The 15,993-nt window shown below is 60.4% G+C and carries 16 protein-coding genes and 3 pseudogenes; 13 read left to right on the top strand and 6 right to left on the bottom strand.

From position 1 onward, the window contains the following. Positions 1-2: 2 nt before the first annotated feature. Both P3R82_RS08560 and P3R82_RS08555 read left to right on the top strand, forming a co-directional pair. Positions 3-1,192, top strand: a pseudogene (locus tag P3R82_RS08560) (Xaa-Pro peptidase family protein). A gap of 34 nt (positions 1,193-1,226) precedes the next feature. After that, positions 1,227-1,640 carry a VOC family protein gene (locus tag P3R82_RS08555; RefSeq protein WP_112435612.1) on the top strand — a complete coding sequence of 138 codons (414 nt, stop codon included), beginning with the start codon at positions 1,227-1,229 and terminating at the stop codon, positions 1,638-1,640. 65 nt (positions 1,641-1,705) lie between these two features. Here the strand turns inward: P3R82_RS08555 and P3R82_RS08550 are convergent, their stop codons facing one another. Beyond that, a complete protein-coding gene (locus tag P3R82_RS08550) occupies positions 1,706-2,881 on the bottom strand; it encodes a M24 family metallopeptidase (protein WP_112435611.1) in 1,176 nt (391 codons plus the stop codon). Positions 2,882-3,171: 290 nt separating this feature from the next. Between P3R82_RS08550 and P3R82_RS08545 the strand changes: the two genes are divergently transcribed. The 6 genes and pseudogenes from P3R82_RS08545 (at position 3,172) to P3R82_RS08520 (ending at position 7,075) form a co-directional block, all read left to right on the top strand. Continuing rightward, positions 3,172-3,798, top strand: a complete 627-nt coding sequence (locus P3R82_RS08545; protein WP_111564596.1) for an urea carboxylase-associated family protein — start codon at positions 3,172-3,174, stop codon at positions 3,796-3,798. Then, entirely contained in the window at positions 3,795-4,604 is an 810-nt protein-coding gene (locus tag P3R82_RS08540; RefSeq protein ID WP_111564542.1) for an amino acid ABC transporter ATP-binding protein, read from the top strand. Before P3R82_RS08545 ends, P3R82_RS08540 begins: the two co-directional genes overlap by 4 nt. Continuing rightward, on the top strand, positions 4,604-5,260 hold the full coding sequence (locus P3R82_RS08535; protein WP_111564543.1) for an amino acid ABC transporter permease: 657 nt from the start codon (positions 4,604-4,606) through the stop codon (positions 5,258-5,260). Before P3R82_RS08540 ends, P3R82_RS08535 begins: the two co-directional genes overlap by 1 nt. A gap of 8 nt (positions 5,261-5,268) precedes the next feature. Beyond that, a pseudogene (locus P3R82_RS08530) lies at positions 5,269-5,958 on the top strand (arginase family protein); the annotation flags it as partial. A gap of 101 nt (positions 5,959-6,059) precedes the next feature. After that, entirely contained in the window at positions 6,060-6,227 is a 168-nt protein-coding gene (locus P3R82_RS08525; protein ID WP_283193678.1) for an arginase family protein, read from the top strand. A gap of 59 nt (positions 6,228-6,286) precedes the next feature. Next, a complete protein-coding gene (locus P3R82_RS08520) occupies positions 6,287-7,075 on the top strand; it encodes a transporter substrate-binding domain-containing protein (RefSeq protein ID WP_111564545.1) in 789 nt (262 codons plus the stop codon). Here the strand turns inward: P3R82_RS08520 and P3R82_RS08515 are convergent. Beyond that, positions 7,059-7,226: a hypothetical protein gene (locus P3R82_RS08515; protein WP_283193943.1), complete on the bottom strand. Its 168-nt coding sequence runs from the start codon at positions 7,224-7,226 to the stop codon at positions 7,059-7,061. The genes P3R82_RS08520 and P3R82_RS08515 overlap by 17 nt on opposite strands. Between P3R82_RS08515 and P3R82_RS08510 the strand changes: the two genes are divergently transcribed. After that, the gene (locus tag P3R82_RS08510) at positions 7,165-8,109 is read left to right on the top strand and encodes a glyoxylate/hydroxypyruvate reductase A (protein WP_112435610.1); all 945 of its coding nucleotides are present in this window, start codon (positions 7,165-7,167) and stop codon (positions 8,107-8,109) included. The two genes, P3R82_RS08515 and P3R82_RS08510, sit on opposite strands and share 62 nt — an antisense overlap. Positions 8,110-8,572: 463 nt before the next feature. Next, entirely contained in the window at positions 8,573-9,307 is a 735-nt protein-coding gene (locus tag P3R82_RS08505) for a hypothetical protein (RefSeq protein ID WP_283193677.1), read from the top strand. 61 nt (positions 9,308-9,368) lie between these two features. Here the strand turns inward: P3R82_RS08505 and P3R82_RS08500 are convergent. From P3R82_RS08500 to P3R82_RS08485, 4 genes and pseudogenes are all read right to left on the bottom strand, one after another. Next, positions 9,369-10,350, bottom strand: a pseudogene (locus P3R82_RS08500) (tyrosine-type recombinase/integrase). A gap of 93 nt (positions 10,351-10,443) precedes the next feature. Then, on the bottom strand, positions 10,444-10,845 hold the full coding sequence (locus P3R82_RS08495) for a type II toxin-antitoxin system VapC family toxin (protein ID WP_111564547.1): 402 nt from the start codon (positions 10,843-10,845) through the stop codon (positions 10,444-10,446). Then, positions 10,845-11,099, bottom strand: coding sequence for a type II toxin-antitoxin system Phd/YefM family antitoxin (locus P3R82_RS08490; protein ID WP_113177581.1), 255 nt, complete (start codon positions 11,097-11,099; stop codon positions 10,845-10,847). The genes P3R82_RS08495 and P3R82_RS08490 overlap by 1 nt, the downstream gene beginning before the upstream one ends. Before the next feature lie 413 nt (positions 11,100-11,512). Then, complete coding sequence (locus P3R82_RS08485) at positions 11,513-11,839, bottom strand: WGR domain-containing protein (RefSeq protein ID WP_283193676.1); 327 nt, start codon at positions 11,837-11,839, stop codon at positions 11,513-11,515. Between the two features lie 276 nt (positions 11,840-12,115). Here P3R82_RS08485 and P3R82_RS08480 point away from each other — a divergent pair, with 276 nt between their 5' ends. The 3 genes from P3R82_RS08480 to P3R82_RS08470 all read left to right on the top strand — a co-directional run bounded on the left by P3R82_RS08480 (position 12,116) and on the right by P3R82_RS08470 (position 15,973). Continuing rightward, positions 12,116-13,615 (top strand): L,D-transpeptidase family protein, encoded by a 1,500-nt coding sequence (locus tag P3R82_RS08480; RefSeq protein WP_283193675.1) that lies wholly within the window; start codon positions 12,116-12,118, stop codon positions 13,613-13,615. Positions 13,616-14,158: 543 nt separating this feature from the next. Beyond that, on the top strand, positions 14,159-14,383 hold the full coding sequence (locus P3R82_RS08475) for a hypothetical protein (RefSeq protein WP_162725546.1): 225 nt from the start codon (positions 14,159-14,161) through the stop codon (positions 14,381-14,383). A 579-nt stretch (positions 14,384-14,962) separates the two neighbouring features. Then, positions 14,963-15,973 carry a glyceraldehyde 3-phosphate dehydrogenase NAD-binding domain-containing protein gene (locus tag P3R82_RS08470; protein ID WP_113177585.1) on the top strand — a complete coding sequence of 337 codons (1,011 nt, stop codon included), beginning with the start codon at positions 14,963-14,965 and terminating at the stop codon, positions 15,971-15,973. Positions 15,974-15,993: the final 20 nt, after the last annotated feature.

The raw sequence follows: 15,993 nt of genomic DNA, 5'->3' as shown, positions 1-15,993 counted from the left end.
CAATGAAAATGCAATCCAAGGCACCCAATGACGGCCTGGACGCTCTTCGCGGAAGCGAGGCTTCGTTCTCGCGAGACGAATTCGCCAGGCGTCAGGCGCGGGCAGTGTCGGCGCTGGTGGCCAGCGGCCACGAGGCGCTTGTCGTCACCGGGCCTGAGACGATCTATTGGCTGACAGGGCGCCAAACCGCCGGATACTTCGCGTTTCAGGCGCTGATCCTCACGGCATCGGGCGAGCTCACGCTGCTGGTGCGGCAGCTGGAACTCTACGGAACGGTGGCCAATACCTGGCTTTCCGACATCGTCGTCTACCAGGATGGCGAGAGCCCTGTCTCGGCGCTGGTGGCACTGCTGCGAGACCGCGAGATCACGCGGCCGGCGATCGAGCTCGGTGGCTGGTTCCTGCCGCCCAGGCTCGCGGATGAGATCGCCAGGGAGCTTGGACAGCAGCGTCTTGCGGATGGCTCGGACATCCTGCCGCCGTTGCGCATGGTCAAATCAGCCGATGAACTCGCCGCGATCCGTGCTGCCGCGCGTTATGCCGAAGCGGGCATGATCGCGGCCATCGACGCCTGCCGTGGTGGCGCCAACGAAAACGACATCGCCGCGGCCATGCTGCGGGCCGCAACGCAGGCCGGTTCCGAGGCCATGGCAATGGAGCCGCTCGTCTCGTCGGGACCACGCAGCGGCCTGCCGCACATGACCTGGCGCCGGCGCCTGTTGGAAGCGGGCGATCCCGTTTTCCTCGAACTCGCGGGCAGCCATGCCCGTTATCATTCCGCGCTCATGCGCAGCGTCTGGATCGGCGGCCCGCCGGATGACGCACAGCGGATGATGGATTGCTCGCTGCGCGCCCTTGATGCCGCGCTATCGGCGATCCGCCCGGGCGCGCCGTGTTCGGCGCCGCATGAGGCCGCACAGAGCGTCATCGACGAGGCCGGCTACACCGTCGCGTTTCGCAAGCGTATCGGCTACTCGATGGGCGTCGCCTTCGCGCCCGACTGGGGCGAGGGGGGATCCTCAGCCTGTTTACCGGCGTCTCGCGCGTAATCGAGCCCGGCATGGTGTTCCACCTGCCTGCCACGCTTCGCAGATACGGCCATTGGACGGTCGGTGCGTCGGAGACGGTGATCGTTACCGAACACGGCGCCGAGCCGCTATCGAGCCTGCCCAGAACCCTCACCATTCGCTGATCAAGATCATATCGCCATCACAAAGGAGACCACCGTGCGCTCACTCTTCCATCTCGCCTACCACGTCACCGATCTCGACGCGTCGAGACGCTTCTACGGCGACGTCCTCGGTTGCGCCGAAGGCCGTTCGACCGATACCTGGGTCGATTTCGACTTCTTCGGCCACCAGATCTCGCTGCACCTCGGCAAGCCGTTCGAGGTCACGCGCACCGGCAAGGTCGGCGATCACATGGTGATGATGCCGCATCTCGGCGTCGTACTGCCGCTCGATGATTGGTTCGCGCTCGCCGAACGCCTGCAAAAGGGCAACATCGCCTTCGATATTCCGCCAGTCGTCCGTTTCGAGGGTGAGCCGGGCGAGCAGCGGACGATGTTCTTCTTCGACCCGAGCGGCAACCCGATCGAAGTCAAGGGCTTCAAGGACTTCGACAGCGTCTTCGCGCACTAAAAGAAAAGGACCGGGCGATCATCTCGCCCGGTCCTTTTTTATCCAGGTCGCGGTTGTCGCTCAGTCTAGAAGACGCTCGGCGACTTCGTCAGGAGCTCGTTGCCATCCCCGCCGATGATGATGATGTCTTCGAAGAAGGCAGCACCAACGCCGTCGAGCGATAGAAACGCCTCGACGCCGAATGCCATGTTCTCTTCCACGACATCTTCAGGCATCGACATGGTCGTCGAGATGCGCGGCAACTCGAAGCCGAGACCGATGCCGTGGCCATAGAAGGGGAAGTTCTTCATGATCGGCGAGATCGAGCCGCCGAATGCCGCCGTCATGCGATCACCTTCGGCCGCGACGTCAAGCAGCTTCGTGCCGGGTCTCAGCATATCCGACAAGCGGTGCACGATGTTGCCCGCGGCTTCGATCAGGCGCAGCTGTTCGCTGTTGGCCTTGCCACGCACAGCCGTACGGCCCGGGTCAAGGTAATATCCCTGAAACAGCGGGCCATGAAGCGTGCCGGTGACGATGTCGCCGATAGCAGGCACGTCGGCGCTGTAGCCCGTGAGCGGGAAGCGCTGATCGAAGCCTAGCGTGTCGCCATGGTTGGTGCCGATCATCTGGATGCGGCCACCGCGGCGGACGACCTCGCGAGCGGCCTCGCCGGCCGCTTCACGCTCCGACATGCCGCTGATCAGGCTTTCCATCAGGATCGTCATTCCCGCCGTCGCGGTCTCGCCCGCGACGCGATAACAGTCGAGTTCGCGCTTGCTCTTGATCCGCCGAACGGATCTGACAAGGTCGTCGGCCGGGACCCATTCGATATCGGGCGCAATGGCTTCCAACTCGCGGTAGTATTTCACCGGGATCAGGTTGGTGCCAACAAGCGCGACGGGGCCCTTCACGCCGCGTTCGACGAGCGAGCGGGCGACGCTTTCGAAGGGATGATTGCTGCTGAGCACATCATCGATCGATACCAGATCGCGACGAACTTCCGGCTCGTCGATATGCAGCTGCGGCGCAAGTCCTTCCTGTAAGATGACGCCCGCGAAGGATCTTGCGGTCCAGATCAACGAGTCCATGCCGCCGCTGATGGCATAGTGGTTGGAGAGGTAGAGAATGTCGCCGCAATTGTCGGTCGTTCCGCCGCCGCGTCCGAAGACGACCGTCGTGGCAAACCCACGCCGTTTCATCTCGTTTTGAACGCGATCCCAGCGCGCCTCGTATTCGTCCAGCGGAAAATAGCGATCCATCATATCACTCCGTATGCACTCTCGCGGTAAGGCCTTGATTTTCGGTACACCACGAGTATCCGAAGGTCAATCGAGCGATGCGCGCTTCTGCTAATTAAAGCATCAGCCGACGAAATGTGCTCATGATATAATCATACTCTGCTTAAATTACACGCACGAAGCCGATTATGTGGGCTGTAATTTGTTGAAATTGCTACTTGAACTCCACTGGTATACTGAATAGGGTTGCTGGGACTTGATCGATCGACCCTCACTCAATGCCGATCGCATCGAAGAAAGACGAGTTTGAAATGAGCCTAGACGCAGATATCGTGCCCGCCAGCAGGGGGCGCTCCTTCAAGATGAAGGCCGGGCAATTTGCCCTCGTGACGAACACCCATGGCAACCAGGTTGTCGATGCCTGGGCGTTGGCTGACAGCGATCACTTCGAGACGTCTTCGCTCGATCACACGCGTTCGATGAACAGCAACATCTTCTTCACCGAGGGGATGGCGCTGATGAGTTCACGCCGCCGCCCCATGCTGACAATGGTCGCCGACAGCGCCAAGGTCAGGCACGACACGTTGCTTTGCCCGTGCAATCGCGAGCTCTATCAGCAGCTCGGATGCGAGGAGTATCATCGCAGTTGCACCGACAACTTCCACGAGGCGCTTTCTGGCGTAGGTATCGAAATGCCGTTCACGCCCGCGTCGTTGAACCTCTTCATGAACGTGCCCGTTACTTCCGATGGCACCGTCGATCGCGTCCCACCCGATACGGCTGCCGGCGACTATGTTGTCATGCGCGCCGAGATGGATCTGATCTTCGTCCTGTCGGCCTGTCCGCAGGACATCACGCCGATCAACGGCGCCGCGCGCACCCCGCGCGATGTGGCGGTCAATATCCTCGATACCTATCCGTCGGAGGTGTCAGCATGAGCGAGCAGCTTCTGAAACTGCGCGAAATCCGCAAGAGCTTTGGCGAGAACGAGGTGCTGAAAGGCGTCTCGCTGGACGTCAAGGCGGGCGAGGTCGTTTCGATCATCGGCGCCAGCGGCTCCGGCAAGAGCACCTTCCTGCGCTCGATCAACGCGCTGGAAATGCCGCAATCGGGTTTCATGGAATTCGAGGGCCTGTCTTTCGATTTCCGTCCAGCCTCGCGCTTCTTCCCGACGCCGTCGCAGCTACAGTCCCTGCGGGCGCGCGTCGGCATGGTGTTCCAGAGCTACAATCTTTGGCCGCACATGACGGTGCTCGAAAACGTCACCCACGCGCCGATCCGTCTCTTGAAGCTGCCGCGCGCGCGGGCGATCGAGGAGGCCGAGGCTCTACTGTCGCGGATCGGCCTGTTCGAAAAGCGCCATAGCTATCCGTCGCGACTCTCGGGCGGCCAGCAGCAGCGCGTGGCGATCGCCCGTGCGCTCGCCATGAAGCCGCGCCTGATGCTGTTCGACGAGGTCACCTCGGCGCTCGATCCGGAGCTCGTTCACGAGGTGCTGGTGCTGATGGCATCGCTGGCGTCCGAGGGCATGACCATGCTGCTCGTTACCCACGAGATCGCCTTCGCGCGCGACGTCTCCTCGCGCGTCCTGTTCTTCGACAAGGGCGTGATCGCCGAAGAGGGGCCGCCGGATATTCTGAGGCACCCCGAAAGCGACCGCCTGAAGCAGTTCCTTCATCGCATCCTGCATGACGACGTTGGTCATTCCTTCTCGAACGATCAGGGTCAGGGAGCGCAGGCGTAATGAGCGGTTTTATCGAAGAAGTTCAGCTTTATGGTCCAGGCTTTCTTGAAGCCGCCTGGACGGTATTCGGCCTGACGATCCTGACGATCGTCGTCAGTTGGGCATGCGGCCTGCTGGCTGCCTTGGCACAGCGTTCCAAATGGAAATCCGCGCGCGTGGCGGCGGGCTTCTATATCTGGTTCATTCGTGGCACGCCGACGCTGATCCAGGTCTTCATCATCTATTTCGGCCTTCCGCAGATCGGTATCCGGCTTTCGCCGTTTACGGCCGGCGTCATCGCGCTCGGCATCAATAGCGGCGCCTATGTCGCCGAGATCGTCCGCGGTGGCCTGAACGCCATCCCGCGCGGCCAGAATGAATCGGCGCTGGCACTCGGCTTCAGCCCCAGCGAGACCATGCGCACTATCATCCTGCCGCAGGTCTTCCGCATCATCCTGCCCGCGGTCACCAACGAGGCGATCTCGACCCTGAAGAACACCTCGCTTCTTTCGACGATCACCGTCGTCGAGCTGACGCTTTATGCGCAGACCCTCATCGCGGCGACCTTCCGTCCCTTCGAGTTCTACATCGCGGTAGCCGTCATCTATCTCTTGCTGACCACGATCCTCACATTCGTCGCCTCCTGGCTTGAGCGACGCTACGCCAACCTGGGTTGAGGTCAGCCATGAGTGTCCTGCCGATCGACTCGCTTGAAACGCCTCGGTTCTGCGGTGTGCCGACCTTCATGCGCCTGCCGCAGGCAACGACATTGAGCGGGTTGGACGCGGCCGTGATCGGACTTCCCTCCGATTCCGGCGGCCCGTACCGCACCGGCGCGCGCTTCGCGCCGAACGCGGTGCGCGCCATGTCGGTGATGCTGCGTCCGATCAATCCCTATCGCGGCGATATCAATGTCTTCGAAGAGCTCGCCGTGGCTGACGTCGGCGACGCCAGCGTCGTGCCGGGTTACGAGATCGAATCCTTGGAGCGCATCGAAGAGTCGGTCGCGGCATTGGTCAATGCCGGCATCGTCCCCTTCGCGATCGGCGGCGATCACTCGATCACGCTGGCCGAGATCAGGGCGCTCGCCAAGGTCCATGGCCCGATCTCACTGATCCACTTCGATTCCCACACCGACACCTGGGACAAGTATTTCGCCGGCAAGAAGTATAGCGCCGGAACCCCGTTCCGCCGCGGCGCGGAGGAAGCCATCATCGATCCCGCGCACTCTATTCAGATCGGCATGCGGGGCTCGCTGTTCCAGAAGGACGATATCAACCAGTCGATCGATCTCGGCTACGACGTGCTGACGACCGACGATGCACTCGATCTCGGCCCCCATGGTCTCGCCCAACGCATCGCCGATCGTGCCGGCGGCCGGCCGGCCTTCATTTCCTTCGACATGGATTTCATCGATCCGTCCGCGGCCCCGCGGTCCAGACACCCGAGGCGGGTGGGCCGACAGCGCGTGAGACCTTGCAGATTCTGCGCGCCCTCCACGGCATCAACCTCGTCGGCTGCGACGTGGTCGAGGCCAATCCACTCTACGATGGGCCGGGACAGATCACCGCCCTGATGGCCGCGACCGTGATGGCGGAACTGATGGCCTTGCTTGCTTCCCAACGCGCTCAGGCGAAGGGTTAACGAAAACCGGCGTGCGATGCCGCGTGAATGCAATGAACCAACATAAAGGGAACTGAACCATGAAATTGAAATCTCTCATCATGACCGCCGCCGCCCTTGCGGGCATGGCCGTGAGCTCCATCGCCCACGCCGCCGACCTCGAGCTGCTTCAGCCGGGCAAGCTGATGGTCGCCACCGAAGGCACCTACGCGCCGTTCAGCATGCGCGCGCCCGATGGTAAGCTCGACGGCCTCGAAATCCGCGTCATGACCGAAGTCGCGAAGCGCCTCAACCTCGAATACACGCCCGTCCTGATCAAGTGGGACTCGCTGCTCGTTGGCCTCCAGGCTGACCAGTACGACGTCATCAGCGCGGCCATGGACATCACCGAAGCCCGTCAGCAGCAGGTCACCTTCTCGAACGGCTGGCTTGAATCCGGCGGCCGCGTTGTTATCCCGACCGATTCCGCGATCAAGAGCGCTGCCGATCTCAAGGGCAAGACGGTCGGTGCGCTCGTTGCATCGAGCTGGACGAAGATCGCCGAAGACAAGGGCGCGACCGCCAAGGGCTACAAGGCCGAATCCGACGCCATGCAGGACCTCGTCAACGGCAACGTCGACGCCGTCATCACCGATGCGATCGCCGCCGCCTACGCCATCAAGTCCGCGAAGATGCCGCTGACCATGACCGACGATTATGTCAGCCACGTTCAAAAGGGCTTCGCCTTCAAGAAGGGCAAGCCGCATCTGGTCGAGGCCGTGAACAAGGCGCTGGCCGACATGGTTGCCGACGGCACCTACGCCAAGCTGACGACCGATCTGGTCGGCTTCGATCCGACGCCGAAGGACCCGATCAAGACCATTCAGTAATGATCGCATGGCTGGGCACCGAAAGTGCCCGGCCTTTTTCCTTGATGCCGCCAGGCTTTCGCGCCGGGCAATCCATGTAGAGCAGATCGATGTCGCCTCTCATCGCGCTTGTCACGCGCTTGTCCGAAGCAGCCGAAAGCAACTGGCTCATGGCGCTCAGCGCAGCCATGCCGCAAGAAACCATCCGTTCCATTCGTCAGCTTTCGCCGGATGAGCTCGGCCGTGTCGATATCGCCATCGTCGCCAATCCCGACCCCGCAGATCTCGAGCGGCTGCCGAACTTGAAATGGGTGCACAGCCTCTGGGCGGGTGTCGAGCGGTTGGTCTTGGAACTCAAGGGCTTCTCACGTCCGATCGTACGCCTCGTCGATCCTGATCTCGCGCGCACCATGGCCGAGGCCGTGCTCGCCTGGACCCTCTATCTCTCCCGCGACATGCCCGCCTATGACATGCAGCAACGCCAAAGCCTTTGGCGACAGCTTCCCTATCGGTCGGCACCCGACACGCGGGTCGGCCTGCTGGGCCTCGGGACGCTCGGCCGCGCGGCCGCACGACAACTGCGGTTGGCGGGTTTTGCGGTCAGCGGCTGGAGCCGGACCGAAAAGCAGGTCGACGGTGTCGAGACCTATTTCGGCGCGGACGGCTTGGACGCCATGCTCAGGACGTCCGACATCGTGGTCTGCCTTCTGCCGTTGACGGCTGAAACGACGGGGCTCCTCGGCGCGCGTGAATTCGCACTACTGCCCCCAAACGCCGGCTTCATCAATTTCGGGCGTGGCCGCATCGTCAAAACGATCGAGCTGATCGCGGCGCTCGATGCGGGCGCTGTCAAGCATACCGTGCTTGATGTCTTCGAGACCGAACCACTCGATGAGCAGAGCCCTCTATGGGATCACCCGGGCGTGACCGTGCTGCCGCATATCTCGGCGCCCACCAACCCGTCGACCGCGGCAAAGATCGTTGCCAACAGGATCGACGAATACCGCGCGACCGGCGTCCCGCCCGACGGGATCGATTTCGATCGGGGCTATTAGCCGCGTCCTGGCATCGTTTCGAGATGCCGGGAAGATGCATGTTGGTTCAATTTTTATGAAAACTGATTCCAGTAAAGACTGATTGCGCGGCCACGCTCTCACAACTAGTAAATAGTCCTAGATTGCATTTGCTTAGATGATTTAAGCGTAGGCATGGCGCATGCTACGCCGTGCTTTTGATTTGCCTTCAAGACATACTGAAAACCTTAGCCTTGAGCCGAATTTGTAATTGGTAGAAGCCGCTCAAGTCGCCATGATGGCCAAGATCTCTGCCATGTCGATATCCCCACCCGATCGATGAGTGGATTGGCGGCCAAGAAACCATGGACCTATCCCTGCATGGCGAAACGATACGCATCGCTTCGGCACGTCATGTGCCGTTGTCCCGGCGCCGTCGTGTTGTCGTGCTGTCGAATGGGAATTCGCGGCCTCGTGCCACTCGATCCCGTCAAACAGAGGTCACATGTCGTTTCTGAAAAACGCGCGCATTCGCACGAAAATTCTCTCTCTCATCATTCCCATCTGTGTGGTGGGCATCGGCGCCACGCTCTTCATGTCCGATAAGTTCAAGGCCGTCGATGCCACCTATTCGGAGTTCATCGCGCAGGACTATCAGGCAGAGGTCGACCTCGTCGCCTCCACGCGAAGCCTGGTTTCCATCGGTTACGCGGCCTACCAGACGCTTGCCTACGACGCTCGGGATCCGGCCTTCAAGGCGGCGAACGACTTTTACAAGGACAACGCCGGGAGCCTGATCGCTCGCCTCCAGCAATCCAAGGGTGGTCGTCCAGAGGATGCTGAGGCGATCGATGCCTTCATCGCGAGGTCGAATGACGTGATCGCCAAGACCGATGCCGCCGTCAAATTGGGAAGCGGGCGTGCAGCCGAAGCGCTAGCGATTCTGGCGCAGGCGGATATCCTGATCAGGCCGCTGCTGTCCGATATGCGCGATCTCACGACATTGATGAAGAAGAATATCAATGCGCGAGCGAACGAGCTGACCCAGCAGACGCGCTCGACGATTTTCATCTCCCTCACGATGCTGACCCTCATCTTCGCGGCAAGTATCGCGGCGGCCCTGCTGGTGTCCGCGCGCGGGATTACCGCACCGATCGCGAGATTGCGCGAGCGCATGACATCTCTTGCACGCGGCGATACGGCTGTGGCTTTTAGCTCCCGATTTCAATTGAAGCGCTAAGCGAGGAATTCGGCGCTGAAATCTCCTCTTTCGATTTCGCTGCGGAGTAGGGGAGGGCCAACTAACGCCCTGATGCCTTGGTGAGATTCACGCGGAAGCGATCCCGCCGGCGCTGATATCTGCGTGTGATCTCCGCTGAAGCATGACCGAGCTGCTTCTGGACGTAACGCTCGTCGACTTCGGCGGAGGAGGCCAAGCCCGCGCGAAGGGAATGTCCGGAGAATTTGATGGCGCGTCCGATCTCGCTAAGATCACCGCGAACGCCGGCCGCCATTGCGGCCCGCTTCACCAGCCGAGCTACTTCCTTGTCATTCAGTCGTTCTGTCCCAACTGCTTTGCCTTGTCCGGTCACCCGGCGAAAAAGCGGGCCATGAGCCAGCTTGGCGAACTTGATCCAGGTCTCAACTGCGGCGACCGGGCAGGTCGCATCGGCTGAGCCGCGGCCGATCTCGACCTCCCGCCATCCGGTCTTGCCACGCAAGTGAGGAGCATGCCCTTATTGAGGATTTCGATCCAGCCACGGCTGTCTTCGGTCTGATCCACCTTTAGACCGAGGCCGACGATCTCGGGGCGCCGGCGTCCACCTGCGTAGCCGACCAGCAGCATCGCCCGGTCGCGCACACCACGCGGAGTGCCGCGATCGAGTGTTTCTAGCATGGCGATGACGTCTGTCGCCATGACAGCTTCCTTCTGGACCGGCGGCCGTCCATGGCTGTTGCGGATGCCAGCCATGACAGTGGCGATATGCCGGTCCTTGCGATCAAGGCTCAGACCGCGTTGTGCATAGTTCCAGGATATTGACGAGAGACGACGCTCGATCGTCGCGACAGAATTCGCCTTCATGCCGCGTTCGGCCGTGCCGGAAGCACAGGCGGTAATGTAAAGCCCGACCGCCTGTGGGTGTGGGGGGAAAGATTGGAGCGCCGGCACCAAGCGGAAAAATGCTTCCAGTCGGATGCGTAGGCTTTTCGGGTGTTGATCGAGCTGGCTGCCTCGACGTAGCTTCGAGCGCGATCGTTGAGGTCTTGCAGCTGGCCTGACAGGCTGGACCCCGGTTGTGGGGAGGGGAGGGGATTTCTGCTCTGGAAATGGAAGGCTCGTCCGCCACAGCTTCTCCACCGAGTATGTCGCTCATCTCACGCTTCCCATGGATTGATCACGGCTGCGCCTGTGTCCTCAAAGTCCTTGACGTTGCGAGTGACGAGGATCAGGTCATGGACGATTGCGGTGGCTGCGATCAGCCCGTCGATGTCTCCGCGCGGACGGATCGCGGCGATGCGGCCCCATTCGACTGCGATCTCGTCGGTCACCGTGAGGATGCGGTCAGAATGATCGTGGCGCAGCTTGCGCAGCCATTCGGCAAGATGTGCCGCAGCCTTGGGATCTGATTTTTGTTTCAAGGCAATACCGCGCATGATCTCACCAAGCGTCAGCGCACTCAAGTGGACGCTGAGAGGATCGACCGAGCGCAGCCAGGACACTGCCTGCGGGGTGCCCCGCCTTGCCTCCGAGACGATATTCGTATCCACTAGATACATCAGAAAGCCACGTCGCGGCTTGAGACTTTAGCCCGCGCGTCGACCGCGTCGGTGAAGGCGTCATCCCAAGGCCGACCGGCAAGCAGATCATCGACCAAAGTCGGTCGCCCTGCGCGCAAAGCGTCATAGTCTTTTGCGGACAAGACAACCGCCGTCCGCTCGCCACGCACGGTTATCTCTTGCGGGCCTTCAAAGCGGGCTTTTTGCACTACTTTCGAAAATTGGTTTTTAGCGTCCTGCAGCTGCCAATCCATGAATTTGCTCCAATCTAGCTAGGCTGTCTAGCCACAAATAGCACTGTTCTCAATCATCCGAAAGCCCGGAGTGCACGTTTAGAAGTAAAATCTTGGCGTTCGTGGCCTATCCGGGAACCATATCAACGACGTCCGAGAATGCTTTTGGGAGGGATTTCCTAAATCCGACCGAATATCGCTGAAGCGCACGATCGTTCAGAGGCGGAGTGTCGCCGACGATGACGTGGGATGCGATACACCTAACCTTTGCATCGCAGGTTTTGCAGACTTTTGCATTCGACGGGAGCATGCCGTGTAATGACAGCCATATAAGACGGGACTGCATCCATGCACGATGAAATCATATCCTGGCGCCGTGATGGCCGGCCGGCCGCGGTAGCGGTCGTGGACAAAGCCTGGGAAGACTTCTGAGCCTATGATCGTGTCAGGCGTCGCCAGTGTGGCGCCTGACACGGCGTCAAATCGACCAGCCGCGGCCCGGTCTCATGGGCTGAGAGGTGCGACACGCGGCCGATAACCGCGTGCCCGCTGCCGGACGAGCGCGAGAAACAGACCGACTGCTCCGTCTCACGCTCGAAATGGTGCTCCTTGGTTTGTCCATTTTGGCCAATCCGACCCCAGCTGCGTGTCAGGCGGATCTCGCCGAATAGCGCCAGGGAGATCTTCATGATGTAATACCGGGCCATGTTCCTCTCGGCGTCCGTGCGTTCGACATGGTGATGATATAGCTGAGCGATCATGCCCCTAGAATCGGGGAAGCAGGTGCTGGCGTCCAACGAGACTTATGAATCAATCGAGGGTGAACGATTCACCTGAGTGATGACCCGCCCACCATACTGTCGCGCCTGCATTTCATACGCGTGACATTTTTGTCGTGGTCCTGCTTTCAACCTCTCGTGATGGCGTTTTGCCCAGCTTCCGCCTGAATGTTGCCGCTCTAGTCCGCGGTGACGACAAGCGAAGATAGTGTGCTCATCCGGAGTGGCTTTTCTCGTCGAGTGCTGGGGATATTTGGAATGGCAGACACATCAGCTTTACGCCTGAAGATCACTCTGATGAGCGTGGTCGCGCTTATGGCAAGCGGGATAGGCGCCCGTGCGGAGCCGCAGCCCGCCGCGCCCGCTGCGCAGCTCTCCGCCTCGAAGGGATATGCCGTTCCCGAGCGCCGGCTCGTGCATGTCGCCGGTCACGGTGACGATTCAGCGCTGTCGACGCTGTTCGAAAGCGGGGCTGGAAACCCGGCCAAGGTCCTGCGGGAGATGGCTGGCCTTTCTCCATCGATGAACAGCGACATTGCCGCCGCGCTTGAAGCCTATTATGGTCAGCCGAAAACAAAGCTCATCTGGACTGACGCGAAGGGACCGAACGCCAAGGCGAGGCAAGCGCTTGACCTCTTGCGGCAGGCCGACGATTGGGGACTAACCGTTTCGGACTATGCCGTTTCGCCATCTCCGGAGACTTTGCAGCAGAATTCGCCCGACCGCGCCAAAGCTTTGGCAGCGTTCGAACTGTCCCTCTCAAACAATATGCTGATGTTTCTCCAGGATAATTTCAGGGGGCGCATCGATCCGAACAAGCTGTCGAACTATTATGACTTCAAGCGTAAGCCCGTCGATTTGAAAGCGACGCTTGCTCAGTTGGCAGCAGCGCAAAACCTGGCGTCGGCGGTCGACCGCTTCATGCCGAGCAGTCCAAAGTTTGCCCAGCTCGCCGCCGAATTGCACTGGTTGCGAACATCAGGCCAGGGCGGGGATACGACCGTCAACGAGAACAAGGTGATTGTCGCCATGGAGGAGCTGCGATGGTTGCCGCAGGAGTTTCCGGATCGGTACGTATTCATCAATCAGCCGGCCTATATGGCCTACTACACCGAGAACGGCGATGTCACCCTTTCGATGAAGGCGGTGATTGGGCAGCAAGATCACCAGACGAACTTTTTCGATGCTTCGATCAAGACAGTCGAATTCAATCCCGATTGGGGGGTGCCGCAGTCGATCATCAAGAACGAGATGCTTCCGCATCTGAAGCGGGATCCGTCCTACCTCGACCGCGAGGGCTACAAGGTATCGGTCAACGGCAAGCCGATGTCCTCGGCGAAAGTCGATTGGGCGCAACCGCTCGAGAATATCGCCGTCGTACAGCCGCCAGGCCCCGATAATGCGCTCGGCCAGCTGAAGATATTGTTCCCCAATCCGCATGCCATCTACATGCACGACACGCCGGCGCGCGGAAAATTCGCTTCGCAGGATAGAATGTTCAGCCACGGTTGCGTGCGGCTGGAAAATCCGAGAGCCATGGCCGCCGCCGTCTTGAAAACATCGGTGGATTCGGTCGCGCAGGAAATTGCGGGCGGTGAGAAGAAGGACGTTCCGGTTCCCGAGGAAGTTCCCGTTTACGTCTCCTATTTCACGGCATGGCCGACGGCCGACGGCATCATTCACTATTACGACGACATCTATGGTCGCGATGCGCAGACGCTCAACGCGATAGCCGCAACGAGCGCAAGCCGCTCCTAGCGTCACATCAGAGCTTCGATCGCGTTCGGAGGCGTGGAACAATATCCATTGCGCAATAGGTTGTGATCGCGGGCAGTGCAAGAACACCGGTCCTGCGGACAAAGAATGGTGTTGCCGAAGTGCTGAAGTCCCAGAAATTGGGACTTAGCTCAAAGGATAGCTTCGTTTGGACACCGAGCGCTGAAAGGCTCGATATGCCGATTGCGACAAGCACGACGGCGAGTAACGTCAGGACCGTGTCTGAGCCGGTGTGGCCGGCGGCAGATCGAGGGCGGCGCTCGTGATTGCCCCGATCCTCGACCAGTGCGGCCCGACATGGCACCCGATCGCGATCACGGCCCAAGAGAACCAGTGTATTTCGGTCAGCACGGCGCTATCCGGCCGTGGCAGAGCCGCGAATAGGGATTGGGATATGGCGAGACTTGTTGCCAGAAGCGCAGCCATGTTCAGAGCGAGCGCGGCATGAAATGTGACGATAACCGTGCGTCGTAAACCATAATGCCTTTTGACGATGTTCCGAAACCAGCTCCGGTTCCGGTAGATATGCCTTACAAGAAGCAGGAACAACGCGGTTCCAAAAAGCTCCTGGGCGAGGTTTTCGAGCCACCAGTATGCGAGACCAAGCAGCATGAGCGTGTCCATGCAGACGGCAAGGACGATGCGTCCGCCGAGCCGCTGGCGTGCGCTGCCCGAGATCTTCGTGAACGGCCTGCTCAACTGCTGACGCTCTTTGCTTCAAAAAGCGTGAACATGAACTGGCTCTGCTGACGAGAGCGGTGACATGAGTGGCAACGCGCGGTGTTCTCGTCGCTCTTTATCGACCGGTCGGGATGAAACCACTGAAACTGTCAGTCCCCGACGCCTGCTCCAATCTTCCGGAATTAGGTAGCAACACCACGCTTGCGCAAGGTAGAGAGCGAAAGCGCAGGACGTGGATCATTTTTTCTAACATGATTCACGTTCTCTTTCGTCTGCTTCACACGTCGGTCGTCGCCGCGCACCGTTCATGGCATTCATCGGCCAACGGCTCGCGGCAAACAGAACGCCCACCAATCCGATCGAACTCAACGGTCGTTGTCGCCTCCGTGATTGACCGCGACCCGAGTCAGCCGTTGGCATTTCAATCGTGCCTGCCAGCTTTGCGTGACGCATAGCTAATATTGATTTGTCGCAGAGATGTGCCCCCGATTTTTCCATTTCTAACAATCAATCGCAGACCCGGGAGGGACATATCCGCGCAGTCGGCGGTTGCGCTGCCACGGAGGCTGAGGAAGCCAGATCTCCATGTTGCGAAATCCGTCTGACGGGCGTACCGAGCAATGACAGGCAATGTGAGTCCGGGCACACATGACAAAGCGGAAGACGAAAATAGCCATCAATGGTTTCGGTCGCATCGGCCGAACGGTGCTGCGTGTCCTGCTGAGCAAGGGCGGGAGTTTCGAACTCGTCCTGATCAACGATGTCGCGGCGCTGGAAAGCTGCGCCTACCTCTTCCAGTATGACAGTGTTTTCGGCCCCTGGCCGGAAGAGGTCGCGGTCCGCGACCAGGCGCTGCAGGTGGGCGACAGGCTGATCGCCTTCCACAATGTTCGCGATGTCCGCCAGCTTGATCTCTCGGATGTCGATGTCTTTCTCGAGTGCACGGGCCAGCGCTATACACGCGAGTTCATTTCTCGTGCGCTGGAAGCGGGCGCGAAAAGCGTGTTGATCTCAGGGCCCGCCGAGGCCGCCGATGTGACGGTTGTTCTCGGCGCCAACGAGGAGATGCTTGGGGATCACCTCATCGTCTCCAACGCTTCCTGCACGACCAATGCGCTTGCCCCGTTGCTCAAGGTTATCGACGATGCCTGGGGCGTGGTGGGCGGCCAGATGACCACTGTGCATTGCTATACCGGGAGCCAGCCCACGGTTGACCAGCCGCGTGACGATTTCGCGAGAAGCCGCGCCGCCGCGCTCTCCATGGTGCCGACGACCACCAGCGCGCACAAGCTTCTCGGCAAGGTCCTGCCGTCGCTGGCTGGAGCGATCGAGGCGCGTGCCATAAGGGTGCCGACGGCGAGCGTTTCGGCGATCGATCTGACAGTGTCGTTGCGAGACACCCCGTCACTCGCCGATGCGCGCGCGCAGATGCAAAAAGCTGCCGCCGCGTCACGTGTTCTTGGTTGGACGGAGAAGCCGGTGGTTTCCGTGGACATGCGGGCGCGCCAGGAGTCATTGGTCGTCTCCGGTCCGGAGACATCGATCGCGCCGGGTGGACTGCTTCGCGTGTTCGGCTGGTACGACAACGAATTTGGCTTCGCGAACCGGATGCTCGACGTGGCAAGCCTCTTGGGGCAGAAGGTTGCGGGCAGGCGGTAAAGCGGCCGGCGTGCAATTGA

This window comes from Rhizobium sp. AN80A, from assembly GCF_030053015.1.
Taxonomy (GTDB): Bacteria; Pseudomonadota; Alphaproteobacteria; order Rhizobiales; family Rhizobiaceae; genus Rhizobium; species Rhizobium metallidurans.
Note: the sequence above shows the minus strand (reverse complement) of the source record. Positions and strands in the feature narration are given on the sequence as shown.

Excerpts from the sequence above, each read along its gene's own strand:
- P3R82_RS08475 (WP_162725546.1), top strand. The coding sequence starts at position 14,159 with ATGCCTTACAAGAAGCAGGAACAACGCGGTTCCAAAAAGCTCCTGGGC.
- P3R82_RS08470 (WP_113177585.1), top strand. The coding sequence starts at position 14,963 with ATGACAAAGCGGAAGACGAAAATAGCCATCAATGGTTTCGGTCGCATC.
- P3R82_RS08550 (WP_112435611.1), bottom strand. The coding sequence starts at position 2,881 with ATGGATCGCTATTTTCCGCTGGACGAATACGAGGCGCGCTGGGATCGC.
- P3R82_RS08490 (WP_113177581.1), bottom strand. The coding sequence starts at position 11,099 with ATGGATTGGCAGCTGCAGGACGCTAAAAACCAATTTTCGAAAGTAGTG.
- P3R82_RS08485 (WP_283193676.1), bottom strand. The coding sequence starts at position 11,839 with ATGATCGCTCAGCTATATCATCACCATGTCGAACGCACGGACGCCGAG.
- P3R82_RS08515 (WP_283193943.1), bottom strand. The coding sequence starts at position 7,226 with ATGAGCCAGTTGCTTTCGGCTGCTTCGGACAAGCGCGTGACAAGCGCG.
- P3R82_RS08495 (WP_111564547.1), bottom strand. The coding sequence starts at position 10,845 with ATGTATCTAGTGGATACGAATATCGTCTCGGAGGCAAGGCGGGGCACC.
- P3R82_RS08505 (WP_283193677.1), top strand. The coding sequence starts at position 8,573 with ATGTCGTTTCTGAAAAACGCGCGCATTCGCACGAAAATTCTCTCTCTC.
- P3R82_RS08535 (WP_111564543.1), top strand. The coding sequence starts at position 4,604 with ATGAGCGGTTTTATCGAAGAAGTTCAGCTTTATGGTCCAGGCTTTCTT.
- P3R82_RS08520 (WP_111564545.1), top strand. The coding sequence starts at position 6,287 with ATGAAATTGAAATCTCTCATCATGACCGCCGCCGCCCTTGCGGGCATG.
- P3R82_RS08510 (WP_112435610.1), top strand. The coding sequence starts at position 7,165 with ATGTCGCCTCTCATCGCGCTTGTCACGCGCTTGTCCGAAGCAGCCGAA.
- P3R82_RS08540 (WP_111564542.1), top strand. The coding sequence starts at position 3,795 with ATGAGCGAGCAGCTTCTGAAACTGCGCGAAATCCGCAAGAGCTTTGGC.
- P3R82_RS08545 (WP_111564596.1), top strand. The coding sequence starts at position 3,172 with ATGAGCCTAGACGCAGATATCGTGCCCGCCAGCAGGGGGCGCTCCTTC.
- P3R82_RS08480 (WP_283193675.1), top strand. The coding sequence starts at position 12,116 with ATGGCAGACACATCAGCTTTACGCCTGAAGATCACTCTGATGAGCGTG.